The 26,115-nt window shown below is 44.0% G+C and carries 23 protein-coding genes; 13 read left to right on the top strand and 10 right to left on the bottom strand.

Annotated features, from left to right (window positions below; translation table 11 throughout):
* Positions 1–14: 14 nt before the first annotated feature.
* The 7 genes from LQZ07_RS21775 to LQZ07_RS21745 are packed head-to-tail and all read left to right on the top strand — an operon-like array spanning position 15 to position 8,962.
* Positions 15–1,571 carry an XrtA system polysaccharide chain length determinant gene (locus LQZ07_RS21775; RefSeq protein ID WP_016404017.1) on the top strand — a complete coding sequence of 519 codons (1,557 nt, stop codon included), beginning with the start codon at positions 15–17 and terminating at the stop codon, positions 1,569–1,571.
* Positions 1,568–2,461, top strand: coding sequence for an XrtA-associated tyrosine autokinase (locus LQZ07_RS21770; protein ID WP_152785902.1), 894 nt, complete (start codon positions 1,568–1,570; stop codon positions 2,459–2,461). The genes LQZ07_RS21775 and LQZ07_RS21770 overlap by 4 nt, the downstream gene beginning before the upstream one ends.
* The gene (locus tag LQZ07_RS21765; RefSeq protein WP_152785904.1) at positions 2,415–3,902 is read left to right on the top strand and encodes a TIGR03016 family PEP-CTERM system-associated outer membrane protein; all 1,488 of its coding nucleotides are present in this window, start codon (positions 2,415–2,417) and stop codon (positions 3,900–3,902) included. The genes LQZ07_RS21770 and LQZ07_RS21765 overlap by 47 nt, the downstream gene beginning before the upstream one ends.
* 2 nt (positions 3,903–3,904) lie before the next feature.
* Entirely contained in the window at positions 3,905–4,975 is a 1,071-nt protein-coding gene (locus LQZ07_RS21760; RefSeq protein WP_152785906.1) for an XrtA/PEP-CTERM system-associated ATPase, read from the top strand.
* 54 nt (positions 4,976–5,029) lie between these two features.
* A complete protein-coding gene (prsK, locus tag LQZ07_RS21755) occupies positions 5,030–7,069 on the top strand; it encodes an XrtA/PEP-CTERM system histidine kinase PrsK (RefSeq protein WP_152785908.1) in 2,040 nt (679 codons plus the stop codon).
* A 39-nt stretch (positions 7,070–7,108) separates the two neighbouring features.
* A complete protein-coding gene (gene prsR / locus LQZ07_RS21750) occupies positions 7,109–8,455 on the top strand; it encodes a PEP-CTERM-box response regulator transcription factor (protein ID WP_152785910.1) in 1,347 nt (448 codons plus the stop codon).
* 60 nt (positions 8,456–8,515) lie between these two features.
* A complete protein-coding gene (locus tag LQZ07_RS21745; RefSeq protein WP_152785912.1) occupies positions 8,516–8,962 on the top strand; it encodes an acyl-CoA thioesterase in 447 nt (148 codons plus the stop codon).
* A gap of 55 nt (positions 8,963–9,017) precedes the next feature.
* On the opposite strand, the gene LQZ07_RS21740 is transcribed toward LQZ07_RS21745, so the two are convergent.
* From LQZ07_RS21740 to LQZ07_RS21720, 5 genes are all read right to left on the bottom strand, one after another.
* Complete coding sequence (locus tag LQZ07_RS21740) at positions 9,018–10,415, bottom strand: TRAP transporter large permease (RefSeq protein ID WP_152785914.1); 1,398 nt, start codon at positions 10,413–10,415, stop codon at positions 9,018–9,020.
* Between the two features lie 24 nt (positions 10,416–10,439).
* Entirely contained in the window at positions 10,440–10,976 is a 537-nt protein-coding gene (locus tag LQZ07_RS21735; RefSeq protein WP_152785916.1) for a TRAP transporter small permease, read from the bottom strand.
* 69 nt (positions 10,977–11,045) lie between these two features.
* Positions 11,046–12,026: a TRAP transporter substrate-binding protein gene (locus LQZ07_RS21730; RefSeq protein ID WP_016403561.1), complete on the bottom strand. Its 981-nt coding sequence runs from the start codon at positions 12,024–12,026 to the stop codon at positions 11,046–11,048.
* Between the two features lie 200 nt (positions 12,027–12,226).
* Positions 12,227–13,576: a sigma-54 dependent transcriptional regulator gene (locus LQZ07_RS21725; RefSeq protein ID WP_249483377.1), complete on the bottom strand. Its 1,350-nt coding sequence runs from the start codon at positions 13,574–13,576 to the stop codon at positions 12,227–12,229.
* A 14-nt stretch (positions 13,577–13,590) separates the two neighbouring features.
* Positions 13,591–15,393: an ATP-binding protein gene (locus LQZ07_RS21720; protein ID WP_152785918.1), complete on the bottom strand. Its 1,803-nt coding sequence runs from the start codon at positions 15,391–15,393 to the stop codon at positions 13,591–13,593.
* 213 nt (positions 15,394–15,606) lie between these two features.
* Between LQZ07_RS21720 and LQZ07_RS21715 the strand changes: the two genes are divergently transcribed.
* The 3 genes from LQZ07_RS21715 to LQZ07_RS21705 are packed head-to-tail and all read left to right on the top strand — an operon-like array spanning position 15,607 to position 19,845.
* A complete protein-coding gene (locus LQZ07_RS21715; protein ID WP_152785920.1) occupies positions 15,607–17,397 on the top strand; it encodes an assimilatory sulfite reductase (NADPH) flavoprotein subunit in 1,791 nt (596 codons plus the stop codon).
* On the top strand, positions 17,397–19,100 hold the full coding sequence (gene cysI / locus LQZ07_RS21710) for an assimilatory sulfite reductase (NADPH) hemoprotein subunit (protein WP_152785922.1): 1,704 nt from the start codon (positions 17,397–17,399) through the stop codon (positions 19,098–19,100). Before LQZ07_RS21715 ends, cysI begins: the two co-directional genes overlap by 1 nt.
* Positions 19,093–19,845 carry a phosphoadenylyl-sulfate reductase gene (locus LQZ07_RS21705; protein WP_152785924.1) on the top strand — a complete coding sequence of 251 codons (753 nt, stop codon included), beginning with the start codon at positions 19,093–19,095 and terminating at the stop codon, positions 19,843–19,845. The genes cysI and LQZ07_RS21705 overlap by 8 nt, the downstream gene beginning before the upstream one ends.
* A gap of 54 nt (positions 19,846–19,899) precedes the next feature.
* Here LQZ07_RS21705 and LQZ07_RS21700 read toward each other — a convergent pair whose 3' ends face one another.
* The 4 genes from LQZ07_RS21700 to LQZ07_RS21685 all read right to left on the bottom strand — a co-directional run bounded on the left by LQZ07_RS21700 (position 19,900) and on the right by LQZ07_RS21685 (position 22,841).
* On the bottom strand, positions 19,900–20,721 hold the full coding sequence (locus tag LQZ07_RS21700; protein WP_152785926.1) for a TIGR03899 family protein: 822 nt from the start codon (positions 20,719–20,721) through the stop codon (positions 19,900–19,902).
* A 258-nt stretch (positions 20,722–20,979) separates the two neighbouring features.
* Positions 20,980–21,522 (bottom strand): YtfJ family protein, encoded by a 543-nt coding sequence (locus LQZ07_RS21695; RefSeq protein ID WP_249483374.1) that lies wholly within the window; start codon positions 21,520–21,522, stop codon positions 20,980–20,982.
* 77 nt (positions 21,523–21,599) lie between these two features.
* Positions 21,600–22,520, bottom strand: a complete 921-nt coding sequence (locus LQZ07_RS21690; protein ID WP_152785928.1) for a hypothetical protein — start codon at positions 22,518–22,520, stop codon at positions 21,600–21,602.
* A gap of 81 nt (positions 22,521–22,601) precedes the next feature.
* Positions 22,602–22,841, bottom strand: coding sequence for a Kazal-type serine protease inhibitor domain-containing protein (locus LQZ07_RS21685; RefSeq protein ID WP_152785930.1), 240 nt, complete (start codon positions 22,839–22,841; stop codon positions 22,602–22,604).
* A gap of 49 nt (positions 22,842–22,890) precedes the next feature.
* Here LQZ07_RS21685 and LQZ07_RS21680 point away from each other — a divergent pair, with 49 nt between their 5' ends.
* Together LQZ07_RS21680 and mpl are read left to right on the top strand one after the other, a co-directional pair.
* Positions 22,891–23,223, top strand: a complete 333-nt coding sequence (locus LQZ07_RS21680; RefSeq protein ID WP_051147667.1) for a hypothetical protein — start codon at positions 22,891–22,893, stop codon at positions 23,221–23,223.
* A gap of 67 nt (positions 23,224–23,290) precedes the next feature.
* The gene (mpl, locus tag LQZ07_RS21675) at positions 23,291–24,640 is read left to right on the top strand and encodes a UDP-N-acetylmuramate:L-alanyl-gamma-D-glutamyl-meso-diaminopimelate ligase (RefSeq protein ID WP_152785932.1); all 1,350 of its coding nucleotides are present in this window, start codon (positions 23,291–23,293) and stop codon (positions 24,638–24,640) included.
* Between the two features lie 26 nt (positions 24,641–24,666).
* On the opposite strand, the gene LQZ07_RS21670 is transcribed toward mpl, so the two are convergent.
* On the bottom strand, positions 24,667–25,284 hold the full coding sequence (locus LQZ07_RS21670; RefSeq protein WP_016403573.1) for a TetR/AcrR family transcriptional regulator: 618 nt from the start codon (positions 25,282–25,284) through the stop codon (positions 24,667–24,669).
* 291 nt (positions 25,285–25,575) lie between these two features.
* Here LQZ07_RS21670 and hpt point away from each other — a divergent pair, with 291 nt between their 5' ends.
* Complete coding sequence (gene hpt / locus LQZ07_RS21665) at positions 25,576–26,106, top strand: hypoxanthine phosphoribosyltransferase (RefSeq protein WP_016403574.1); 531 nt, start codon at positions 25,576–25,578, stop codon at positions 26,104–26,106.
* Positions 26,107–26,115 lie beyond the last annotated feature (9 nt).

The raw sequence follows: 26,115 nt of genomic DNA, 5'->3' as shown, positions 1-26,115 counted from the left end.
GAGTAGTCGTATAAATGCAAGATTTAATTGAGGACTTTCTGCAATACCTGCGAGGGGTATGGTTAAAGCGCCGTTATATTTTAATCGCACTGTGGATTATTTGCCCTATTGGCTGGATAGCTGTGACATTGATGCCAAATCAATACACTGCCGAGGCTCGGGTTTACGCAGATACTCGCTCATTATTGCAGCCTCTACTTAAAGGTTTAGCCATTCAGACTGACCCCAGTCAAGAGTTAGCGATGATGGTTAAAACTTTGCTAAGTCGTAGCAATCTGGAAAAAATTGCTCGGGCTAGTGATGCTGACGTTAGGGTGAATAACAGCACTGAATATGACGCATTGCTAGATAGCCTAAAAGAGACTATCGAGATCGACAAAACGCGTCGAGAAAATCTCTATACCATTAGTTTCGAAGCCGACTCACCACAGTACGTTCGTGATGTAGTGCAAGCGGCATTGGACGTATTTGTTGAGAATACTCTAGGTGAAAAGCGCCAAGATACTGATACCGCCAACTCATTTATTAATCAGCAGATTGAAGAGTATGAGACGCGCCTGATTGAAGCGGAAAAACGCCTAGCTTCTTTCAAGCAGGAATACACAGCCTTTTTGCCTGGTAAAGAGTCTACTTACTACAGTAATCTTGAGAACGTTAAAAAGCAGTTAGAAGAGACTCGCTTACAACTTAGTGAGGCCGAAACCAAATTGGTCTCAGCCAGAGCGCAATTGGCTAGTGAAGAGGTATTGGCCTCCCAACAAACCGCGCGCGTTCGAACTGAGTTTGATGATCGTATTTTGGCAATGCAAACGCGCTTAGACGACTTGTTGTTGCGCTATACCGAGCGTCACCCTGATGTGGTGGAAGTGCAGCGTCAATTGGCTTCTTTGCAAAAGCAAAAAGAAAATGCCTTAACTACTGCAAAAACGCCTGCAGCTCTCGCCTCGGAATCGGTGATCTATCAAGATCTCAAGATTACTGTTAGTCAAATTGAGAATGATGTCGCTTCGCTTAAAGTTCGTGAGCAAAGACACAAAGAGAAAGTCGATAACTTAGAGGAGCAGCTACGCCAGGTGCCTGACGTAGAAGCAAAGCTTACTGGGCTTAACCGTAACTATGAAATTACCAAGTCTAAGTACGAAGACTTGTTATCGCGCAGAGAGAGCGCGCTTATTTCACAAAGTGCCGGCAAAACTACCGACGACATTAAGTTTAGGGTTATTGATGCTCCAAGGGTTCCCATTGAACCTTCTGGTCCGAAACGTCCGCTATTAATTGCCGGGGTGCTGATTTTTGCCCTAGCTGTTGGGGTTGGTTTGTCGCTGGCCTTTAGCCAAGTGAACCCAGTGGTTTCAAGTATTCAGCAATTATACCAGCAAACTGGCTATCCTGTTCTAGGAGTGGTATCTGCCACAGAAAGCTCTGGTTTGTTGAAAGTAGAAAAACGTAAGATGCGAGTGTTTGTATTGTCTAACGCGGTTTTACTATGTGGCTTTGTTGGCTTTATGGTGATCAACCTATTGCCAAACTTACACAGTAAAATTATTACCGGTTTAGGTGGATTGCTATGAGTACCATAGAAAAAGCAATGGGCAAGCTTGCTAAACAAGCCCAAGCCAAGCAAGAGGGTAGTGAACAGCCTGAAGCTGCTGAGTCAAACCAAGCTGCGGCTAGTAGTGAACCCTCGACAGAAAAGCGTGAAAAACCGGTATTGCAAATAGATTCCGCAGTGTTAAAACGTTTAGGCATGCTGTCAGATATTCGCTCTCGCGAAACCAGAATGCTCAGTGATGAGTACCGAAGCATTAAGCGTAAGCTGATTAAGAATGCATTTGAGCCAGGTCTAATACCGAAAAATAAAAGTAACTTGATCATGGTTACTAGTGCTAACCCCGGGGAAGGTAAAACATTCACTTCAATTAATTTAGCGCTGAGCTTAGCCTTGGAAAAGGATAAAACAGTACTGTTAATTGATTCTGACGTGTTAAAGCCAACTGTGAGTAAAACCTTGGGTATTGGTCAACACATGGGCTTGATGGAGTATCTATTAGGTGAAACTGATGACATTGCTGATGTTATCTATCACACCAATATACCTAATTTAAGAATTATGCCGGCAGGAATGCCGCATCACTTGAGCAATGAGTTGTTGGCCAGTGACAAAATGCGCTCTCTTACTGAAGAGCTAAATAGCCGTTATTCCGACCGCGTAGTATTGTTCGATAGCCCACCGGTACTCGGGGTAAACGAAACGGTGGTATTGTCTAACTTCATTGGGCAAGCAGTGGTGGTAGTTGAACAAGATGGAACTAAGCTCGTTGCGATTAGATCTGCTGTATCGCAATTTAGCGATGAGCTGGCGATCGGATATGTATTGAATAAAGCAGTACACGGCAAAACAGGGACTTACGGATATGGCTACGGATATGGCTATGGTTATGAGGAAGAACGCAGCGCCTAGAGCAGTTGTTGCGCTTGTTATTGCTGTTGGAATATCAAGCTCGGTTAATGCCGCAGAGGTAGAGTTTCGCCCAGAAATCGGTGCGGAGCTAGTTTATACCGATAATGCAGGTCTTACCGAAGAAGCGCCAGAGTCTGGTGAAATTGGTGTGTTATCAGCGGGCATTGTCTCTGAAGTTATTGGTAAAGACGGTGAACTCTCCCTTGATTATCGGGCAAGGCAAACCTACCACTCTTACGACTCCGAAAAAAATAAGCTTTATCACGAGCTAGATTTTACTGGTGATAAAAAACTGGGGAAATCTGGCTTTAGTGTAGATGCTGTTGCATCTGTTGATATTCTGCCTGCTGAGGTAAGTAGCAATGCTATTACCGATGTGATTTCTGGAGACTTGATTCAAGGCAGCGAGTTAGGCCTAGGTTTAAACTATCAATCAAACCCCCGTAAATGGGTAGATCTAAACGCTCGAGTTGCCAGTAGCTTGTATCGTTATGAAGACGACCGTGGTAATAACAACGACTATGACGCATCACTGCTGTTTAAAAATGGCCAAAAAGTAAATTCAGTATTTTGGTTAATTGATTCTAGCTACATTCGCCGTGAAGCGCGGGGGAACTCTTCAGAAACTGAAAATATTAAATATAAAGGTGAGTTGGGTTTGCAGCAACGTTCTGGCTTCAGCCCCTTTATTCGCTACTATGCTGAGAGTTACTTGCAAGGTGTTAGCTCATCGGAAAAGGTGGGAGAGTCAGAAAGCTGGGGACCCGCAGTTCGTTACTTTCGCTCTCGTTTAAGCTACTTCGAACTGAGCTATAACTTTTCTCTAGATAAAGATAAAAACGAAGATTATGTGGGGGCTGCGGTTAATCTCGAGCCGAATCGCCGCACCAAATTGTTCTTTGAATATAGTAAGCGTTTTTATGGTGATGCCTATGAATTCACCTTCTTCCACCAAAAGCGCCGTATTAGTACCGACATTAGCTACATTGAAGAGCCCACAAGCTTCGATCGCCGTTTCTTTGTTGAAGGTGATAGTGTGGAAGAGCAAAAGCTTGATAAAACCTTTAGATGGAATACTGGCTTAGACCTTCGCCGCTCAGGGCTAGATTTTGAGTTACGCCACCAAACCCGTGAAGGTTTGCGTGATGTAACGGATTTTGTCAAAGACACAACTTATGGTGGCGGAATTAGCTTAGACCACAAGTTAAGTCGTAAGCTGATCATTGCCTTTGCATTTGATTACGACCACTACACATTTGATCGCCTCAATGGCATCGACCAAGTGGATAAGTACAGTCGCTATGATCTGTCACTAAATCAAGACCTCATCGAAGGGTTCTTCCTCACTTACCGCTACCAATTTACTCATCGTAGCTCCAATATAGTGGGCAGAACCTATGACGAAAACCGAGTATCGATTAACGCGACTAAGCAGTTTTAAGTATGTATGAATCATTTTTTGGCTTAAGTGATAAACCATTTAAGCTTAGCCCCGACCCTAAGTTTTTTTTTGCTAGCCCTCACCATGATCGCGCGGTGTCTTATCTGCGTTATGGCTTATCTCAAGGTGAAGGTTTCATTGTTGTAACGGGGCCAATTGGTACCGGAAAAACCACCATCGCCAGAAGCTTATTAGCCTCGGTGGACGACTCAATTGTGGCTGCTCAAATTGCTACAACTAAACTTAACCCCGACGAATTAGTTCGCTTAGTTGCAGCCCAGTTTAGTATTGATGTTGAGGGCCTAAACAAGGCCGATATTCTAAAGCGATTTGAACAATATTTGCTTACTTTAAATAAGCAAGGCAAACGCGCCTTATTAGTGGTAGATGAAGCTCAGAATTTACCAGCAGAAACCGTTGAAGAGCTGAGAATGCTGTCTAACTTTCAACTCAACGACAAACCTCTTTTTCAAAGTTTCTTACTTGGGCAGGAAGAGCTAAAACCGATTATCGAACTGCCTGAAATGGAGCAGTTTAGGCAACGGATTATCGCCTCTTGTCACCTAAAACCCTTGGATGCAGAGCAAACTCAAGGTTATATATTGCACCGCCTCAAGCAGGTGGGTTGGAATGAAAACCCTAAGTTAGATGATGATATTTTCCAGCAAATTGCTGACTTTACTAAAGGTATTCCACGAAAGATTAATATCTTTGCTGACCGACTGTTTTTATACGCGTTTTTGGAAGACTTACACGCAATTAGCCAAGCCGACGTAGCTGCAGTTATTGAAGAGATGGGTGGTGAGCTTTCTGGTTCTTTACAAGGAACGCCAGAACAGCAGGGGGTCTCGGATATTGATGCGGTGTTGGGGCGCCAATATGAAGACGGTACCGGTGTTAATGCCAGTATTGGTAGTGCTGCTATTGGTGATAGTCAGTTAAAAGCAAAACTACTTGATGTGTCTAGCTATCTAGAAGAAGTCGTGTTGCGAAAAATTAAAATCATTCGCTATCTAGATAAAATGATAGAGAAGAAGCGCAAAGAAATCGTTGAGTTAAGCGAAAATAGCTAAGTATTTCTCATTACCCGCTGTCACAAAGCCTAGCTTGGAAATGGAAGGTCACGTTTGAGTATTATTGTTGGTTTATTAGGCTACAGCATTGCAGCGGTGGTGTACCTGCTATTCAGCTTACTGTTGCTCACCACTAAACAAAGCGGCTTCCAGCGCCAAGCATTGAGCTTGGTGGTGTTTTTCACGCTGCTTTGGGCTAGCGCTGGGGTTGCTCAAATGTGGATTGCCCTTCCTCTTGGCTATTTGTTTGGTATCGAGAGCCTTCGTAATGCACTGTGGTTCCTATTGCTTTATGCCACCATCGCTCCACGTTTCGAGCTTAGTAATTTTGTTCGCGGTCCTTGGCGAAAAAAAGGTTTGCTGCTTGGCCTGATCATTATCGCATGTCTCCAAGTAAGCACTGCTTTAGTCGGCCTTCAGTTAAATCAGTTTTGGTTGGTAACGCAATTATCACAAACCGTTATTGGTCTGTGGTTAATAGAGCAGTTATATCGACGCATTGATGTTAGTGCTCGTCCTACTATTAAACCTATGTGCCTTGGTTTAGGCGGCATGTTTGCTTTCGACTTTGCGCTATATGCCAATGCCTTAATTACTTCAGGGATCTCTTTTGATTTTTGGAGCCTACGTGGATTTGTTGCCATTTTAGCTGCGCCGTTGGTGTTATTAAGTGCGCGCAGAATCAAACGTTGGTCGACCAAAATCTATGTATCACGTGATGTCATTTACCACAGTACCCTGTTATTGGTGGCTGGCGGCTACTTACTGGTAATGGCTTTAGTCGGTTATTACATCAGGTATGCTGGTGGTGACTGGGGCAGCATGGCGCAAAATGGCTTCTTTGCCTTAAGCGCGTTAATTCTAGTGAGTTTGTTTTTATCTGAACGCTTACGCAAGCGTTTAAAAGTGCAAATCACTAAACATTTTTTCGCCAATAAATATGAATACCGTGAAGAGTGGATGAAGTTTGCAGCAGTGCTTGAAGAAGATGGCGTTTCGCCCTATAGCATTGCACTTAAGGCAATTAACCAGCCTTTCGATTGTCAGTATGCTGGCTTGGCTATCGTAGAAAACGGCCGGTATGTAGTTAAAGCCACTTATAACATTCGAGATGATGACTCTCAGGCTCAGTTATGTTTAGACCACTTGGCTGGGCAAGCCATCGAGCACCAATGGATTGTTGATATTGAAGAGTTAAAAGAAGATACCAGTGTGGTGCCTTTTCAAGTCTCCACTAGCCAGTTACAGCAAATCACAAAGTTTTGTTATGTCATTCCAATGAGCACCAGTGCTGGCTTTAAAGGGGTGATTTTGCTGTCTGCGCCCTCTGCTATCCATAGTGTAAATTGGGAAGACCGAGATTTGATGCGCGCGATTAGCCGCCAACTGGCAGTATTTCTTAATTTACACCGTTCTAACTTGGCGTTGGCCGAAAGCCAACAGTTTGATACCTTTAATCGCATGTCTGCTTATCTGGTGCATGACCTTAAAAATGTTTTAGCGCAGTTGCAACTGATGTCGAAAAATGCAGTTAAACATAAACATAACCCTGAATTTATTGATGATGCGTTTGAAACGGTAGACTCTGCGGCCAATCGTTTGGCTAAAGTTGTAGCACACCTTAGTAAGAAGCAACGAGTTGATACCGTAGTTGCACCTTTTCAGCTAAAAGCGGCACTTGAGCAGGTTGCGCAATCGCGTTCTATTAGTAAGCCTATTCCGCAGTTAGCGTTCAGCTTAAGTGAGAACTTTGAACTGGTGGGTGACCAAGAGCGCTTTGTAAATGTGGTTTCGCATCTAGTGCAAAATGCGCAAGATGCTACAGCAGAAGATGGCTTGATCAGTATACGTGCTGGCAAGCAAGCCAATGAATGTTTGATAGAAATACAAGACAATGGCGAAGGAATGAGCGTAGAATTTATTGATACACGCTTATTTAAGCCCTTTGATACTACCAAGGGCAATGCTGGCATGGGTGTAGGCGCCTATGACGCGAAGCGATTTGTCGAAGAGCTTGGTGGGCATATACAAGTTACGAGTAATGTTGGCGAGGGTAGCTTATTTAAGTTGTACTTGCCCATTCACAAAATTTAGCTGGCCTAATGCGCCAGCAAAGCTGATGGAAGAAATAACATGGAAACGTTACTGGTTGTTGAAGACGACCCCGGTATTCAAAAACAGTTAAAGTGGAGCTTTAGTGACTACGAAGTCATTATTGCTGGTGATAGAAAGGAAGCCATCACTGCTCTACGTCGTTATGAGCCTAAAGTGGTGACTTTAGATTTGGGTTTACCGCCAGATGAGGCCAATGCCAGTGAAGGCTTGGCAACGCTAAAAGAAATGCTGGAGTTAAACCCAAAGCTTAAAGTTATTGTTATTACCGGTAACGAAGATAAAGAAAATGCCCTAAGCGCTATCGCCATGGGGGCACACGACTTTTATCAAAAACCGATTGATGATGACACCATGTCGGTGATTATCGCTAGAGCCTTTTGGGTTGCCAATATAGAGTTAGAAAACGAGACTCTGAAGGGGGCATCGTTAGATAACAACGGCTTTTTGGGTAACTCTCCGCAAGTTCAAAAAGTTTGCCGCATGGTGGAGCGCATTGCCCCTACCGAGGTAACCACACTGTTGTTAGGTGAAAGTGGTACGGGTAAAGAAGTGCTTGCTCGCGCTATTCACCAACAAAGCCCACGTACAGATAAGCCTTTTATCGCCATTAACTGTGCCTCTATCCCAGAAAACTTGCTTGAAAGCGAGCTATTTGGTTTTGAAAAAGGCGCGTTTACTGGGGCACATAAAACCACCGAAGGTAAGATTGAGTGTGCTAATGGCGGTACCTTATTTTTAGATGAAATCGGCGATATGCCGTATCCGTTACAAGCTAAGATTCTTCGCTTCTTGCAAGAGAAAGTGGTTGAGCGAGTAGGCGGACGTAAAGAAATCGCCGTTGATGTGAAAATTGTTTGTGCAACCCACCAAAACTTGCAAAACATGGTTGAGCAAAAAGAGTTTCGTGAAGATTTATTTTACCGAATCAGTGAGATCACCATTAATATCCCACCGCTTCGCGACCGCGGTGAAGATGTGGTGTTGTTAGCACGTGCTTTCTTGCAAAATTATAACAAGCAAATGCAGCGTAATATTAATAACTTTAGTGATGACGCTATTACTGCTTTAAGCAATCACCGTTGGCCTGGCAATATTCGCGAGCTGCAAAATAAGGTGAAGTCGGCAGTTATCATGGCCGACAATAAGCAAATTACCGCCGATGACTTGGCCCTGCCGATTGGCGATGAAGAACAAGTTAAACTGGCGCTAAATCTTCGCCATGTACGCGAAGCTGCCGAGAAGCAAGCAATTAATAAAGCTTTGGCGCTAAGCAACGGCAATATTTCTAATACCGCTGGTCTGCTTGGTGTTACTCGCCCAACCTTGTATTCTTTGCTTGATAAATACGGTTTAAAAACTGATTAAAGTCGGTTTATTTGTAAAGCGGCGAGAGCCGCTTGTTGTAGTTACTCAATTAGGCCCCACATGGACAAGTCACAAACAGAAATGAATATATTGGTCACCCCAGAGATGGCCAATTTCTCCGGTAAGATGCATGGTGGAGCCATGCTAAAAAAATTGGATGAAGTGGCCTATACCACAGCTATTCAATATTGTGGGAATTACGCGGTAACACTATCGGTAGACCAAGTGTTGTTCAAAAATCCGGTAGAGATTGGTGAGTTTGTTACTTTTTTAGCTTCGGTAAATTACACCGGCAGAACTTCCATGGAAATTGGCATTAAAGTAGTTGCAAAAAACCTTAAAGAGCAAACTGTACGCCATACTCACTCTTGCTTCTTCACGATGGTAGCAGTTGATGAGCAAGGTAACTCTGCAGAAGTGCCACCTCTAGAGCCAAGCACAGAAGTAGCCAAACGCCGATTTAATGATGCATTGCGCCGTCGTCAGCGGCGCATGGAGAAAGCATAAACAACTAAAAAGGCCTGCTATATTTTGCAGGCCTTTTTCTTGTTTGGAGGGGAGATTAATAGCCGTTTAGTCGGTCGAAGTACTCCGGCAAAAATAGCGATATTTGCGGTATGTAAGTAATTAAGATCAGGAAGAACAATAATAAGCTTAACCAAGGTAAGCATGCCTTAATCACCCAACCCATGCTCTTTCCAGTTATCCCCGCTGTAACAAAGAGGTTTAAACCAACCGGTGGTGTAAGCATTCCTATTTCCATATTCACTACCATAATGATCCCGAGGTGAATGGGGTCTATGCCCAGCTGTGTCGCAATAGGGAACAAGATGGGCGCCATGATAAGCAAAATGGCGGAAGGCTCCATAAAGTTACCAGCAATCAGCAACAAGATATTCACTACTACCAAAAATGCCCAAGGCTGAAGACCATAGGCCACAATGGACTCGGCAATCATGTGAGGAATGCGCTCGGTGGTTAATACATGCGCAAACAACATTGCATTAGCAATGATGAATAGCAGCATAATACTCACTTTTGCCGCGTCTTTAAGTACTTGGCGAACCTCTGGATCACTAACTGACTTAAAGATGCTAACTGGGAATAGCATTAAGTTACGGGCTACCGCCGAGCCTATGCTTTCGCCTTCATTCTGCCAAGCTTGGTGTTTAATTGGGCCAATATCTCGATAGCCATAAACCGACACTAAAAAAGCATAAATTGCTGCCACCGATGCAGCCTCGGTTGGGCTAGCTACGCCGCCATAAATTGAACCAAGAACAATCACAATCAGCATCAAGCCACCAGTGGCTTTAAGTGCTGAAATCGCCCATTTTTTGCAACCCGGATAGGCTTGAGCAGGCAAGTTTTTTACTCGCGCAACAATATAAATGGCAATCATTAAAATGGTGCCCATCATGATCCCAGGAATAAACCCTGCCATAAACATCCGCGAAGCCGATACTTCGGTAGCGGCGGCATAAACTAGCATCACAATCGAAGGTGGGATCAAAATGCCAAGCGTACCGGCGTTGGCAATCACACCGGCTGCCAGCGATTCTGGGTAACCAGAGCGCACCATGCCCGCAATTACAATAGAGCCAATGGCTGCTACGGTAGCAGGGCTAGAGCCAGATACTGCCGCAAATAGCATACAAGCCAATACCGAGGCCATGGCTAGGCCGCCACGAATATGCCCCACACTATCCATGGCAAAATTAATTAGCCTGCGCGCGACACCGCCTGTGGATAAAAAGGCGGATGACAAAATGAAGAAGGGGATGGCTAATAACGTGTAGTGTTCAGAGGTGGCTTCAAATAGCTTTAAGGCCACTGAGGCTAAAGAGTCGTTAGAAAACAATAGAATGGTTGTCATGCTAGCAAAGCCAAGCGCGATGGCGATAGGCATGCCAATAATCATGCATACAAACAGTAGAGTAAATAGAGTAAAAGTTGTCATGGTCAGTTCCTTTGCCGCAAGTGCTTATTGTTTTTTTAGTTCGTCGGCGAGTTGCATGCTTTCTTTGGCTTCATCGGCCAGGTGAAAGCCATCTTGCTGGTTGGTTAATACTTTCCAGCCCACTTCTAGGAAGCGAATGACCAACAGTACAAAGCCTATGAACAACACACTCATGGTTTTCCACTTTTCTATGGGCAGGTCTTCCATTTCAATGCCAATGCGCTGCAGCTTGCTTAGGTAAACCCAAGAGCCATACATAAATAGGCAGCAATAAAACAAACATAGGCTTAGCGCTATTAAGGTAAGCCACTTGCGTTGGTTGGGGGGGAGCACCTTAACAAAGGCATCTACGCCAATATGAGCGCCTTCTCGTACGCCCCAGCTCGCGCCCAGTAGTACTAACCATGCAGAGCAATACAAGGTGACTTCTTGTACCCAATGAATGCCGGCGTTGAATACAAAACGCATGATCACTTCTACAAATACCAGTAGCGTCATGGTCACCAACAATAATGCGATGAAGTTTTCTTCAAAGCGGCGGAACCAAGCAACAAACTTCATGTGATGTCCTTATCCAAGAGCGTAAGTCAATGAATGAGCGCAGAGCGAGGGGACTCTGCGCTTCTTCACTTACTGGTTAGCAGCTACTGCAGCATCAATAATGTTTTTGCCAATTTCACTTTCGAATTGCTGCCAAACAGGTTTCATTGCTTCTACCCATTGCTGACGTTGCTCTGGGCTTAGAGAAATGATTTCTGAACGGTTTGAAGCCATGATGTTGGCCTTATCTTTCTCGGCTTTTTGAGCCGCTATTTGATTACCGTGTGCAACTGCTTCGTCTAGAGCTGCCTTTAACTCACTGCGTATGTCGTCCGGTAGCTCATGCCAAAATTCGGCTGAAGTAACAATTAAGTAATCCAATACACCGTGGTTTGACTCAGTAATGCTGGCTTGTACTTCAAAGAATTTTTTAGAGTAAATGTTGGACCAGGTATTTTCTTGGCCATCAATGGCGCGGGTTTGTAGTAGGGTAAAAACCTCTGAAAAGGGCTTTTTAAGTGGCACTGCATCAACGGCTTCAAACTGAGCAGCTAATACATCGGAAGACATAATGCGGAACTTTTTGCCTTTTGCATCGGCAGGGGTGTAAAGCGGCTCGTTAGCCGATAGCTGTTTCATGCCGTTGTGTAAATAACCTAAACCTACTAAGCCTTTACTTTCAAGTGAAGACAACAACTCTTGTCCGGCGCTGCTGGCTTGGAAGCGCTCAACGGCCGCCATATCTTGGAAAAGGAAAGGAAGGTCGAATACTTGTAGTTTTTTAGTGTATTTTTTGAATTTAGATAGCGAAGGTGAGATTAGCTCAACATCGCCCAGTAGCAGGGCTTCGAGCTCTTTCCCGTCTCCGTATAGCTGAGAGTTTGGATAAACCTTAACTTCTACTTTTCCGGGTAAGCGTTGGTCGACGAGTTCTTTAAATTTTAAAGCCATTTGGCCTTTAGGAGTATTTTCTGCAACAACATGTGAGAATTTCAGCTCGATGGGGGCGGCATTTACAGCGCTGGCAAATGCAATGCTTAAAGCGGTGAGCGTACTTGCTAATAGCTTCATTTTATTCTTCCTTGTGTAGGGTTGGTTGTTTACAACGCTACACCTTAGAGCAAGCTGCAAGCCAAGTTTTTAGATTAATTCTAAGTGGTTGAATAAACTGAATTAGTTGACTTTTTCTTAATCGGTGAATCTATCTACAGCTAAAGTTATGGGGGGATTCGCCCCCATCTAATAATGGAAAATGGGTCGGTTTCACCCCATTACTCGGGTTCGACTTCTTTGTAGTCACCCTTGTCTAATTGATACTTTTTCATCTTTTCGTAAAGGGTTTTACGGCCGATTTGTAGCTCTTCCTGCACGGTCTTTAAATGGCCTTTATGGCGCTGTAGTGCATCTTGCAGCAGGGTACGTTCAAAACGATAAAGCTGTTCCATTAAACTCAGTGACTGCTGGTGGTTTTGACTCTCGCTAAATGCCGCATCTTCGCCCATTAATACCCAACGCTCAGCTAGATTACGCAGCTCGCGAACATTGCCGGGCCAGTCATGGTTAACTAATTCGGCTAAACGTGACGGCGAGACTTCGGGGCTATTTAACTGATAGCGAGCAGCAGCTACCCGCAGAAAGTTTTCCAATAGTAATGGAATATCTTCAGCGCGTTCACGCAAAGTGGGTATGTGCACCTCAACAACGTTTAAGCGGTAATACAAATCGCTGCGAAACTCACCTTGCTCGCCCAGATCTTTTAAATCACTTTTGGTGGCGGCAATAACGCGAATATTAAGCACAGTTGCTTGGTTGCTGCCTAATGGCTCTATGCTGCGCTCTTCCAACACCCGTAGCAGCTTAATCTGCAGCGCCATTGGCATGCTCTCTATCTCGTCGAGAAATAGGGTGCCATGATTGGCAAAGGCAATTTTGCCAATGCGCTTTTTTTGTGCTCCAGTAAATGCGCCGGCTTCGTGGCCAAATAACTCGCTCTCAATCATTGTTTCTGGCACAGCACCACAGTTGATTGCCACAAAAGGCTGTTTGGCGCGCACGCTATGGTCATGTAAAAAGCGCGCAACCAGTTCTTTACCGGTGCCTGTTTCACCATGAATTAATACATCTGCCGGGGTATCTTTAATATGGCTAAGAATTTTGCGCATGCGGGTTATTGCGGGCGTAGAGCCAAGTATCCGTGGCCCTGGCCCACTTTGAGCATCCAATTCCGCTTTTAACTCGCGGTTTTCTAAGGTGAGTCGGCGTTTTTCTATAGCTCTTTGCAGAACATCTAATAAGTGGCTGGTGGAAAAAGGTTTCTCTAAGAAATCATAAGCACCATCGCGTATCGCCTTAATGGCCATAGATATGTCACCATGGCCGGTAAGCAGAATAATCGGTAAATCGGCATCAATTTGATGGGCTTGTTGCATCATCTCTAAGCCGCTTAAACCTGGCATATTGATGTCTGAAATGATTACGCCTGGCCAGGTAGGTTTAATTTGCCGTAAAGCCTGTTCGGCATTTTCAAAGCGCAGACATTCGTAGTCTTCTAACTCTAAAGTTTGTCCCAGAGAGCGCAAAATATCGGGGTCGTCATCAATGATTATTACCGGTGTATACACAGTTACCTCTAGTGTTAACTATTAGCGGGTGGGGTGTGAGTGCGTAAACGAATAACAAACTCAGGGCCAATATCTGCTAAGTTACTCACGCTCAGTTCGCCTTCAAAAGACTCGATTAAACGTTTAGATATTGCCATGCCTAAACCCAAGCCTTGTTTTTTGGTAGTGAAAAAGGGCTCAAATATGCGTTGCTGCTGTTCCTCGCTCAACATCGGCCCGTTATCCCAAATAGCAATGCACTGCCAGTTGTCTTGCTGATATTGTCTAATGCCTAATAGGGGAGATTGAATACCTTCTAGGGCGTCAATGGCATTGTTAATAAGGTTTATCAGTACTTGCTCAAGTTGAATGGCGTCGGCTTTTACCCATTGCTCATCTTGGCCGCTAAATTCAATTTTAATGTTATTGGCGACAATTCGGTTGGCGAGAATAGATAGGGCAGCGTTAATCGAAACCGCGCTAGATACTGCACTGGTTTGTCCGCTGGACTTCCTTGAGAAAATCTTAAATTTAGCAATCATTTTACTCATCATAGAGGTGAGCTTAATGATGTCTTGTAAGTTGTGAGTCACTTGCTCATGTTGCTGTTTTTGTTGGAAGCGAAGAGCATTTTCGGCATAGCTTTGCATGGCCGTTAAAGGTTGGTTTAGTTCGTGATTTATCCCCGCAGAGAGCTCGCCTAGGGTGGCAAGTTTAGCGGCTTGAACCAGTTCATCTTCAGTTTTTTTAAGGGTGTTGGCGGTGCGGCGATAGTCATCAATAGCTTGCTGTAATTGTTGATTGCTTTGAGTAAGCTCGGCGGTGCGCTGCGTAACTCTTTCTTCTAATTGATGGTTGGCCTGGGCTTGCATTGCACGGCTTAGTTGTAGCTGTCGCCAATATAAATAAAGCAAAACCAAGCCAAGATAAAATAACGAACTTAAAAATAGCGCCTCAGCTATATCGCCAATATAACCACTGTCTTTAGATAAAGCATATAAACGCCAACCGGCGGTGGGCAATACTCGGTTGGTGCTAATGTAATCTACTCGTTGGCCACCATAATTGGGCAAATTTATACTGTTTGGGCGTAAATCTTGAGCCATATTCTTTAGCTGGTGTTCGCCATATTGGCGAGAGTTAATTAGCTGCTGACGCAACGATTCTGGCAAGGCTTTAATGCTGCGGTAAAGCCAGTGAGCTTGCGAGGCATAAAAAACCACACCGTGTTTGTCGGTGAGTAGGTACTCAAAGTTAGGGTCTCGCCAGCTTTTATCAATAATGTTTAGCGCGACTTTAACCACTATTACCCCAACTACCCGTTGTTGTATTTTTACTGGCGCAGAAAAGTAATAACCACGAATGCCGGAGCGAGAGCCCAAGGCAAAGTATTGCCCGTATTTACCTAAGATAGCGGTTTGGAAATAGGGACGGTAGCTATAGTTACTACCCACAAACGAGCGGGCACTTTGCCAATTACTCGAGGCCAAGGTGGTGCCGCTAGGGTCGAGTAAGTAGGTAACATCACTACCTTGTAGATCGTTTACATGTTGCAGGTAGAGGTTAAGAGCGTGACGACGCTGGCTGGTAACATTAAGACTAAGTGGCTCGGACAGTTGCTGCTGAATCGCCAGCACCTTGGGGAAGTTGCGAAATCTATCCAGCTCATGCTGAATACTGCGTTGTAAACGTTGGCTTTCTTCAAGTAGTTGGCTTTGCTGTTGTTGCTTAGCTTGGTATTGCGCAGTGACACCCGCCAGCAATGACAGTAGCAACCAAGCTAGCACTAGCAACAGCTTTTGCCTTAAGGGAATATTGTTTTTTGAACGCTGTTCCATCGCGAACCAATTAACCAAGGGAATAAAATAAGCTTATATAACAATTGCCGATATTGCTGGTTGTTCAGTCACATAGTGCAAATTGTGAACGAAATGCTCGCTGCTAAGTGACCATATATTACCTACGGTTATAAAAAATCCCGTTTTATTCTTTATTGTCTTAGGTCGTGCTTGGGTAGACTAGCTGCAATTGTGAATCTAGGGTGCGATAAAATGCTGTTAAAGGAACTTTCGTCATTGGCTAGTCCATTGTCTGAGCAACAGGTTAGCCTGCTGCAACAGGCTACGGCTGAGCTGTCGGTAACTCAACTCGCCTGGGTAAGTGGTTACCTGGCGGGCGTAGGACAAAACGCGGGTCAATTGGCACCGCTTGCGCAAGCACAACCTGCAGGCAAACTAACTATTCTTTATGCTTCTCAAACGGGTAATGCCAAAGGTGTTGCCGAAGAGTTGCATGCTGCTGCTCAAGCTCAAGACATTAACGCCGAAGTTGTTAATGTGGCTGATTACAAAGCAAAAAGCTTGAAGAATGAAACCCATTTGTTGATTGTTGCCAGTACGAATGGTGAAGGCGAGCCACCCGATGATGCTATCGAGTTCCACGAGTTTTTAGCCTCTAAAAAAGCACCTAAACTGGATAACTTGAAATACAGCGTATTGGCTTTAGGCGATTCAAGTTATGAGTTTTTCTGCCAAACCGGTAAAGATTTTGATGAGCGTTTAGCGGCTTTAGGCGCAGAGCGTGTATGTGAGCGTGTTGATTGTGATGTTGATTATGACAAAGACGCTGCAAGCTGGACAGAGCAAGCATTAGCCGAAGTTAAGCAAACCTTAAGCGCAGAAGCGACTGGCTCGGTGGTTAGCTTGCCGGTAAACGCTCCAGCAGCTAGTCAATACAACAAAAAGAACCCTTATGCTGCTGAGTTGAGCTTAAGCCAGAAGATCACTGGTCGTGATTCAGCGAAAGATGTTCGCCATGTTGAAATCGATTTAGCTGATTCAGGAATTCAATACCAAGCCGGTGATGCCTTAGGTGTATGGTTTGAAAATGACCGTGAGTTAGTGGCCAAAATTATCGCGCGTTTAGGTCTAAAAGAAGACCAAACCGTTAGTATTGACGAGCAAGAATTTAGCTTAGCCGACGCACTAACTGAAAAGTTAGAAATTACTCAAACCAGCGGCGCATTTGTTGAAGCTTGGGCTAATTGGTCTGCCAGCAAAAAACTACAAACTGTAGTTGCCGATAAAGACAAACTGCGAGAGTACGCCGCTAATCATCAAGTGATTGATGTATTGCTAGAGAAAAAAGCCAAAGTGGCTGCACAAGATTTTGTTGATGCTTTGCGTAAAATTACTCCGCGACTTTACTCTATTGCCTCTGCACAAGCAGAAGTAGAAGAAGAGGTTCATTTAACGGTTGGTGTAGTGAGCTACCAACAGGGCGATGAACAGCGTTTGGGTGGTGCTTCTGGCTTCCTAGGAGCTCGTGCTGAAGAAGGCGCTCAAGTTAAAGTGTTTGTTGAGCATAACGACAACTTCCGCTTGCCAAGCAACCCTGATACGCCAGTAATTATGGTTGGCCCTGGTACGGGTATCGCGCCATTCCGCGCATTTATGCAACAGCGTGATGCCAGCGATGCTGAAGGCAAAAACTGGTTGTTCTTTGGTGACCAAACCTTTACTCAAGACTTCTTGTATCAAACCGAATGGCAAGGCTACTTGAAATCAGGCTTGTTAAGTAAGCTAGACGTAGCATTCTCGCGTGACCAAGCAGAGAAAATCTATGTACAAGACCGCTTAAGAGAAAATGCTGAAGAAGTTTACCAATGGTTAGAAGAAGGTGCCCACCTATACATTTGTGGTGACGCAAACCGCATGGCGAAAGATGTTCACCAGGCCCTTATCGATATTATAGCTGAGCAAGGCAAACAAAGCCCTGAGCAAGCAGAAGAGTATTTAAAACAGTTACGCAGCGCTAAGCGTTACCAGAAGGATGTTTACTAATGAGTTCGGATCTAATTGTTGAAGGCAAGTTGTCAGATAATGAGCGCCTAAAGCGAGAGAGTAACTTCCTGCGTGGCACTATTGAAGCTGACCTAAGTGATCGCATCACTGGTGGATTTACAGCAGATAACTTTCAGTTAATTCGTTTCCACGGTATGTACCAGCAAGATGACCGTGATATTCGTGCCGAGCGAACCAAGCAAAAGCTAGAGCCGCTGCACAATGTAATGTTACGTGCGCGTATGCCTGGCGGGATTATTCAGCCTAAGCAGTGGTTGGCCATTGATAAGTTTGCTACCGACCACACCATGTATGGCAGTATTCGTTTAACCACGCGTCAAACTTTCCAGTTTCACGGTGTGTTAAAGCCAAACATTAAATTAATGCACCAAACACTTAACAGTATTGGCATTGATTCTATTGCAACCGCCGGTGATGTTAACCGAAACGTATTATGTACCAGTAATCCGGTTGAATCTGAACTGCACCAAGAAGCTTACGAGTGGGCTACTAAAATCAGTGAGCACCTATTACCTAAAACCCGTGCGTACGCCGAGATTTGGCTAGATGGTGAAAAGGTTGAAGGTGGCGAGGAGGAGCCTATTTTAGGTTCTAATTACTTACCGCGTAAGTTTAAAACTACGGTAGTGATCCCTCCTCACAATGACATAGACGTGCATGCTAACGACCTTAACTTTGTTGCGATTGCTGATAACGGCAAGTTAGTAGGTTTTAACGTGTTGGTAGGCGGCGGCTTAGCGATGACTCACGGTGATAAGTCTACTTACCCGCGTCGCGCCGATGACTTTGGTTTTGTTCCTCTTGATAAAACCTTAGATGTAGCTGCGGCAGTGGTAACTACACAGCGCGACTGGGGTAACCGAGTTAATCGTAAAAATGCTAAAACCAAATATACGCTCGACCGAGTAGGTAGCGATACCTTTAAGCAAGAAGTTGAAAAGCGCGCGGGCATTAATTTCGAAGCAAGTCACCCCTACGAGTTTACCTCTCGCGGTGACCGAATTGGCTGGGTTGAAGGCATTGATGGTAAGTACCACTTAACCGTATTTATTGAAAACGGCCGCTTGTTAGATTACCCAGAAAAGGCCTTGAAAACCGGCGTTGCCAAAATTGCTGAAATTCACAAAGGTGATTTCCGCATGACCGCTAACCAAAACTTAGTTATTGCGGGTGTAGCAGCTAAAGACAAAGCTAAAATAGAAAAGCTTGCACGTGAACATGGCTTAATTGATGACAGCCACAGTTCGCAGCGTCTAAATTCTATGGCTTGTGTTGCGTTTCCAACATGTCCATTAGCCATGGCAGAAGCTGAGCGTTACTTGCCTGGTTTGGTTGACGATGTAGAGCAATTGCTGGCTAAGCACGCAATGAACGATGAGCACATTATTCTGCGAGTAACTGGCTGTCCTAACGGTTGTGGCCGTGCAATGCTTGCCGAAGCAGGCTTGGTGGGTAAAGGACCGGGTAAGTACAACTTATATCTAGGTGGTAACCAAAGCGGAACACGTATTCCAAAACTCTATTTAGAGGGCATTGGTGAGCAAGAAATCTTGTCTGAATTAGACGGCTTAATTGCTCGCTGGGCTAAAGAACGTGAGCAAGATGAAGCTTTTGGTGACTTTGTAATTCGCGCTGGAATTGTCGCTGAAGTAAAAGTAAGCGTTAGGGATTTTCATGACTAGCTTAGATTTGGAGCAACTTCAGTTGCTCCCAGTTGAGTTAAGAAATGCCGAGTTATCTTCTTTAAACAATGAACTTGAGTCGATGACAGCACAGCAACGCGTAGCTTGGGCTTTAGATAATTTGCCCAAGCAGGTTGTTCTTACTTCAAGCTTTGGTATTCAAGCTGCAGTGAGTTTGCACCTGTTGACACAAATTAAGCCAGATATTCCGGTGATACTTACCGATACAGGCTACTTGTTTCCTGAAACATACCGCTTTATTGATGAGCTAACTGAACGCCTAAACCTGAACTTACAGGTATATCAGTCTAAGCAGTCTAACGCATGGCAAGAGGCGCGTTTTGGTAAGCTTTGGGAGCAAGGTGTTGAAGGCTTAAAGCAATACAACACCTTGAATAAAGTTGAGCCTATGCAGCGCGCTTTTAAAGAGCTAGAAGTTAAGAGCTGGTTCTCGGGTTTGCGTCGCAGTCAGTCGTCTTCTCGTTCAGACTTACCTGTGCTGCAAATTCAAAATGGTGCCTTCAAGATATTACCCATTATCGATTGGAGTAATAAAGATGTGCACTATTACTTAAAAGATCACAACTTGCCTTATCACCCTTTGTGGGAACAAGGCTATGTGTCGGTTGGAGATGTGCAAACCTCACAACCCTTGCAAGCTGGGATGAGTGAAGAAGATACTCGCTTCTTCGGCTTGAAGCGAGAATGTGGCTTACACGAAGAAGTAGCTGGCAGCGGTATTTAGATTTGTCAGAGTTAAACCAAAACGCGGCTTTAGCCGCGTTTTTTGTTTTAATGCTTAGTGAAGCTCAAAATAGTTATGTAACAGTTGTTCTAAATGCTCTTGATAAGAAGCTATAGGCTGAGTGGTAATCAGCTTAGCTAGCTCATCACCGATCGGAGTGAAGCGATGGTAAAGCAGCCTAGCGCCTTTATAGCGAGGCTTTAAGGCATAATGTGCTTGTCCATGTATCAATGGTGTGTCGTGATGTGATGAAGGGCGGATCTCGAGTTCTTTATCGAAAACTAACCCTAAGTCAGTTAACTGCAAAACATGGTGATATGGCATGCGATGCTGGCCTAAGCTAATTTTGTCTAATTTGGCTCGTACCAAACCTAAATTACTGGCTGGCCTTGCAACGCCCGTTAAGATCTTATTGTTAGTTTCTCCACCAACACTAGAGCTTAATTCACAGGCGGTTTGAAACCACATTGCTTCACGTTGCGTCATTAGTTTTAAGGTGCGCAGTGCTTTAACCGAAAAGCTACCGGGAGTAGCAAGCTCTTGGCTAAGAATATCGGCCCACAACATTTGCATTGATTTAACTTGGGTATTGCTAGCTAAGTGCAAAAACTCGGTCAACCAATCGGCGTCGGGTTCACTGCCTACGTCTTGTTCACTGGTTTTTTGTGCGGCAAAGTAAAAAATACTTTCTAGGTTTTTTTGTTGCGTAGCTAGTTCAACGGTAGTCCTTACCTTAGCGCGTTGTGACCAGGTAGAAGCAGCTTTTTCTTTATGTAATAGGGCATCTAAACCGCGCTGCTTAGCTATTTTGGCTAATTGCAGTTTACTGTTTTCAACTTGGCTGTTTTTGTTCTCGGTGATCGGCTTATCTGACATGAATTACTCCTCGCTGCCTCATTTTTACTGAGGATTTACCGATAAAGCAAGTTTGCAATCATTGTTAAAAGTGTTAAATTTAGGTTAACTGGTGATAAGGGAGGTGGTTGTGTTAAAAAACCTTACCGTATGGACTAAACGACATAAAGTTCTAACTGTTTTAATGAGTGCCTACGTTGTTAGCTTGTTGGTGTTAATGACGATGTTCGAATAGGCGTAATTAAGTTTACGCCTATCAACTTTTCACTGTTGCTTAAGTTAGATATTTGCCTCAATCAAACCAATCACCTGCTCGATTTCTTGTTGATTTAACTCTCCATCCTTAGCAAATAAAACGGTGCCGCTGGCATCAAGAAGAATAATGGCCGAAGACTTTGCTTTTAGCTGCCATAGCTCAAACAGCTCTCCTTTTTTATCTAGTACGAAGCTAGCTTTTGGAAAGGCTTTTTTGTTTTTCTTTAGTTTCCCTTTTACAAAACCAGAAGTGCCAAAGATGGCGTCATCTAGGTTTACTATGGTTACTGTTTGGTAAACATCATCGCCAAATTTGGCTTGCTTTACTGCTTCGATCATTGGTGCATTGAGTTCTTTAGCGCTAGTTCGTCCGGCCATTGCTTGAATAAGCATAACCTTGCCGTTAAGTTGTTGGGTGCTCCAAGCGCTATAACTGATATCGTCGCCAGCAAGCTGTAGTTCCCCTGCGTTATTAATATCAATGCTAGGTAGGTTGCCGCCAGTATTTACGTTAAGTGCCATCGCCCATGCTGGTAGTAGGCTTAAAAGTAGTAATAGATGCTTCACGTTGTAATCCTTTATGCTTGGCTGAGTTAATCAGGTCAGACCTGTGTGAAACATTTATAACAAAAAATCAACAAATCTTAATAGAGGGCATCGCTAATCAATTGTACTTCTGCGAGCAACATCTCTTTTATGAGCTCAGACGAACCTGAAACAAGGGTGTGAGCGCTATCTCCAATGATTATTGTAGGCCCCTCGATGCCGCTGCTGGCATCAATGGTTAACCAAGCCGGTGAAGCACTTCCAACGCTGTCTGCTGGATATACCATATACAAAGGATAGTTGGGGGCCAGTTCACTTAATACTAGCGCGAGTAATAAAGCGCGTTCATCGCTATCAGCTCGGTTGTCTTTTAATACATCTACCGGAGAAGTAAAGCTGTAATTGTTCTCCTGTTTACTGGGTATAGTAAGTAACCAAGCTTGAGCTTCTGCAAGTGATCTATTTAAATCTCCCTGCTGGGTGAAGTGCTCAATAATTGGATTTACGCGGTCGCGATTTTGATAAAACAGCTGTGAGTAGTTCGGGCGAACGCACGGGTACTGCGCCCCTTGTGGATGTAGGCACGGCAGCAGCCCTAGGTGACGAAATGCATCGTGAGTATATTGTTCATAGGCATCCCACAGCATTTTTGAAGAGGGGCTGTCACTGTCACTACGCAGTGCTTGAAGGATGTCATCTAAACGGGTTTCGGGGTCGTCGACATACTGGTTAATCATTGCAACAGCATGTTCTAAGCGTGGACTTAAATAAGCGCTAATTGCCTGTGATGGGTAGGTTAGACTGTAGCTTAACCGAAAGGTTTCTACTTCAGACTGATGAATTAAATCTTCAGAAAAATGCAGTTTTAGCTGCTGATATTGACCTTGGGTATCAGACCATTGCCATTCGCCATAGAATGTATTGTCACCAAGTTGTTCATTGGCAGCAATGCTAAGAGACTGATTACTAAAAAGTAAGCTGCTTAAATAAAGCAAGCCCAGTGCAGCAGTTCGACTCATAATCGCCTCTCAGTGCTAATTAGCTATACCTTAAGTAAATAGCACTGATTGGCGAGTTTGCTAAATTTTGTTAATTATTTGTTACTTTGGGCAGGCGCCTTTTTGATAAGTATTTATCTCAGGATCGCCACAGGCAGAACAGGCATTACCGTACTCTTTCAACTCACCATTTACTTCGCCACATACTGGGTCATACTCCATAGTACAAATCTGTGGACGAGGTTCTTCACAGCTACCATCTACCTTGAGCATTGACTCTGGAGTTTGGCTACAGGCCATTAAAATAAGAGTAAAAAATGCGATAACAACGTGCTTAATCATGAGCAATCACCTAAACTTTTAAAGGCTTTAGATTGTAGATGATAAACTTATGATGCGTCGACTGAAATACGCTTTTATTACTATGTTTCTGCTGGCTTTTTCTGCCACTGCTGGCCCTATTATTGTGCAAAAAAGCTCAGACCCAAACAAGGTTGATGCCTTTGAGCTACAAAAAGAGCTGCTAGAGCAACATTTATGGCAAGAGCAGTTGCGCAATCAAGCTCAGCTGCAATGGTTAAGAGAGCTGCCCATAGGCTGTGTTTTTAACGCAACAGGCGACTATCAATGTGGTTTAAATTGGTATCGACCATACCGTTACCAGCAACAGCAGTTATATATCCAGATTCCTGATCCAGAAACAACCCGCAGAAATACACATTAGCTTCAATAATTTGTGGCGTTAAGTGCTATTCTAGGCGCTGGTTTTTGCTTTCAAACATATTGTATTTATGCATATTCATATTTTAGGTATTTGTGGCACCTTTATGGGTGGTTTGGCGATGCTTGCACGTGAGTCCGGAATGCGTGTAACGGGCAGTGATTTAAACGTATATCCACCGATGAGCACGCAATTGGAGTCCTTAGGTATAGAGCTTATTCAGGGTTATGATCCTGAGCAATTGGAGCCTGCTCCTGATCTAGTGGTTGTAGGTAACGCCATGAGTCGGGGCAACCCTTGTGTTGAATATGTTTTAGACAAAGGCCTCAAATACTGCTCCGGTCCAGAGTGGCTTAAACAGCATATTTTACCCGAAAAGTGGGTGTTGGCAGTGGCAGGCACACACGGTAAAACGACTACAGCAAGTATGCTAGCGTGGATTTTGGAAGATAACGATATGGCGCCCGGTTACCTTATCGGTGGCGTTCCGCGTAACTTTTCAGGGTCTGCTCGATTAGGTGATACGCCATTTTTTGTGGTGGAAGCAGACGAGTATGACAGCGCATTTTTTGATAAACGCTCCAAGTTTGTTCATTATCAACCGCGCACTTTGGTGTTAAACAACTTAGAGTTTGACCATGCAGACATATTTGACGACTTGGCTGCAATTCAAAAACAGTTTCATCACTTAATGAGAATAGTTCCAGCTTCTGGTCGAGTTATCGCACCAAAAAATAATGTAGCAATTCAGCAGGTTATTAAGCAAGGATGTTGGTCTGATCTGGAGCAAACTGAAGACGGTGAAGCGTGGCAGTGGCACGCTAATAAAAGTGATTGTAGCGAGCTGGATATAGTATTAAATGGTCAATCCCAAGGTATTTTAAGTTGGGATTTAATTGGTCAGCACAATGCTGAGAATGCCTTAATGGCAATTGCCGCAGCCCGTCATGTTGGGGTTTTGCCTAGCCTTGCCATTGATAGCTTACAAAAATTCTTACCACCTAAACGACGCCTCGAATTGTTAGCTGAGCGAAATGGTATTCGTTTGTTTGATGACTTTGCCCATCATCCAAGTGCAATTAGTAGCACTTTAGCGGGTTTACGTGCCCAAGTAGGAAAGCAGCGAATTATTGCAATTTTAGAGGCGCGCTCTAACACCATGAAAATGGGCGTGCATCAAGAACGTTTAGCCGAGAGTTTACAAATGGCCGACGTGGTGTTTTTGTATCAGCCAGATCAAAGCAACCTATACATTGCTAATACAGCAGCCACGCTTAAGCAGGCGAAAGTTGCTAGCAGTATTGCCGAGATAGTTGAGCAAGTAGCTGAAATGATGGCCGAAGGTGATCAGATTTTGGTAATGAGCAATGGCGGGTTTGAAGGTATACACACTAAGCTTAGTGCGTCAATCAAGGATTAAAAAAGGGCCCTTAGGGCCCTTACTACTTATTTACCCGGTGGGCGCAGTAGTGACAATACAAAGTCATTCAAGAAATCTACAACTTCTTGGCGCTCTGGGCTGTCTGGTCGATTAATCATTTGTACTGCTAGGTACAATCCTGCGTTAATCGCTTGAGCAGCTTGTAAAGCATTTAGCGCGCTACTGATTTCTTTGCTATCGAAGCCCGATTGAATGCTCTCGCCAATTTGTTGGTTGATTTTAGCCATTACAGCGCTAAAACGTGGCCATACGTCTTCACGTACTGAAGAGCTCCACTCTAGCCAAATGTGAGTCACATCTGAGTTGCTGTAAGCCAGTTCTACCAAAGCTGACAAATGATGCTGGATAGCAGTAATCGCATTTTCATCAGTTGGGTAAGTTTGCTCAACCAAACCTAACATAGTTTGCTCTACCTCAGATAGAACAGCATCCACTAGGTCTTCACGGGTATTAAAGTAGTTAAAAACAGTTGCTACCGATACGTTTGCTAGTTCAGCGATTTCGGCGTGACCTGCACGACCAATACCACGACGGGCAAAAATTTCAACAGCGCATTGCATGAGCTGTTTACGGCGAACTTCTGGTGACAGCCGGGTACGGCGTCTTAAGGTGCTAGTTTGCATAGTTTGTTCTCGCGTTTGTTATTTCAATTATTATTTTTTATGAGGCATTTCTTGTTTACCATTTCAGAGAAAAATCATCTAAAATGTGTCGTTCAGTGAAAAAGAACCGACGACATGCGAATGCCTTTCAATTAAATCATAGTGTATTTACAAGCTAATTAATAGCTATTGATATAAACAACTAATGATTTGTTTGTTAATTTATTGATAATTCGTATATTTGTTTTTCTTTTTTCATTCATGCTAGATAAGTTTTTGCTGAGATACTCAGCCAATTGATAGGTCGACATTATGAAACATCGCGTAGAAGAAATGATCAGCGAGCAGGAAATTGCTCAACGAGTAGCAGAAATTGGTAAGGAGATTGAACAAAAGTTCTCATCTGACCGTAAATTGGTACTGGTTGGCTTATTACGTGGCTCTTGTATTTTTCTGTCTGATTTGGCGCGTAAAATTGATCGTAGCTTAACGCTCGATTTTATGACGGTATCAAGCTACGGCAGTAGCATGGTAAGTACTCGAGACGTTCGCGTACTAAAAGATTTAGATGATGATATTAAAGGCTGCGACGTGATCATCGTAGAAGATATCATCGATACCGGTAATACCTTAAGTAAAGTGAGAGAAATGCTGTCTTTGCGTGAGCCAAACAGTGTATCTATTTGTACTTTGCTAGATAAGCCTTCACGCCGCGAAGTTGAAGTACCTGTTGATTGGGCTGGATTCACTATTCCTGACGAATTTGTTATTGGCTATGGCCTTGATTTTGATCAGTACTACCGCAATCTACCCTATGTGGGCAAAGTGATACCGCTAGACTAAGTGGTTAAT

It is taken from the genome of Agarivorans sp. B2Z047 (assembly GCF_023373605.1).
Lineage (GTDB): Bacteria > Pseudomonadota > Gammaproteobacteria > Enterobacterales > Celerinatantimonadaceae > Agarivorans > Agarivorans albus.
This window is presented reverse-complemented; position numbering and strand designations above follow the sequence as displayed.

Bases quoted from the DNA above. Each gene is read 5' to 3' on its own strand.
- LQZ07_RS21775 (WP_016404017.1), top strand. From the start codon at position 15: ATGCAAGATTTAATTGAGGACTTTCTGCAATACCTGCGAGGGGTATGG.
- LQZ07_RS21770 (WP_152785902.1), top strand. From the start codon at position 1,568: ATGAGTACCATAGAAAAAGCAATGGGCAAGCTTGCTAAACAAGCCCAA.
- LQZ07_RS21765 (WP_152785904.1), top strand. From the start codon at position 2,415: ATGGCTACGGATATGGCTATGGTTATGAGGAAGAACGCAGCGCCTAGA.
- LQZ07_RS21760 (WP_152785906.1), top strand. From the start codon at position 3,905: ATGTATGAATCATTTTTTGGCTTAAGTGATAAACCATTTAAGCTTAGC.
- prsR (WP_152785910.1), top strand. From the start codon at position 7,109: ATGGAAACGTTACTGGTTGTTGAAGACGACCCCGGTATTCAAAAACAG.
- LQZ07_RS21745 (WP_152785912.1), top strand. From the start codon at position 8,516: ATGGACAAGTCACAAACAGAAATGAATATATTGGTCACCCCAGAGATG.
- LQZ07_RS21740 (WP_152785914.1), bottom strand. From the start codon at position 10,415: ATGACAACTTTTACTCTATTTACTCTACTGTTTGTATGCATGATTATT.
- LQZ07_RS21735 (WP_152785916.1), bottom strand. From the start codon at position 10,976: ATGAAGTTTGTTGCTTGGTTCCGCCGCTTTGAAGAAAACTTCATCGCA.
- LQZ07_RS21730 (WP_016403561.1), bottom strand. From the start codon at position 12,026: ATGAAGCTATTAGCAAGTACGCTCACCGCTTTAAGCATTGCATTTGCC.
- LQZ07_RS21720 (WP_152785918.1), bottom strand. From the start codon at position 15,393: ATGGAACAGCGTTCAAAAAACAATATTCCCTTAAGGCAAAAGCTGTTG.
- LQZ07_RS21715 (WP_152785920.1), top strand. From the start codon at position 15,607: ATGCTGTTAAAGGAACTTTCGTCATTGGCTAGTCCATTGTCTGAGCAA.
- cysI (WP_152785922.1), top strand. From the start codon at position 17,397: ATGAGTTCGGATCTAATTGTTGAAGGCAAGTTGTCAGATAATGAGCGC.
- LQZ07_RS21705 (WP_152785924.1), top strand. From the start codon at position 19,093: ATGACTAGCTTAGATTTGGAGCAACTTCAGTTGCTCCCAGTTGAGTTA.
- LQZ07_RS21700 (WP_152785926.1), bottom strand. From the start codon at position 20,721: ATGTCAGATAAGCCGATCACCGAGAACAAAAACAGCCAAGTTGAAAAC.
- LQZ07_RS21690 (WP_152785928.1), bottom strand. From the start codon at position 22,520: ATGAGTCGAACTGCTGCACTGGGCTTGCTTTATTTAAGCAGCTTACTT.
- LQZ07_RS21685 (WP_152785930.1), bottom strand. From the start codon at position 22,841: ATGATTAAGCACGTTGTTATCGCATTTTTTACTCTTATTTTAATGGCC.
- LQZ07_RS21680 (WP_051147667.1), top strand. From the start codon at position 22,891: ATGATGCGTCGACTGAAATACGCTTTTATTACTATGTTTCTGCTGGCT.
- mpl (WP_152785932.1), top strand. From the start codon at position 23,291: ATGCATATTCATATTTTAGGTATTTGTGGCACCTTTATGGGTGGTTTG.
- LQZ07_RS21670 (WP_016403573.1), bottom strand. From the start codon at position 25,284: ATGCAAACTAGCACCTTAAGACGCCGTACCCGGCTGTCACCAGAAGTT.
- hpt (WP_016403574.1), top strand. From the start codon at position 25,576: ATGAAACATCGCGTAGAAGAAATGATCAGCGAGCAGGAAATTGCTCAA.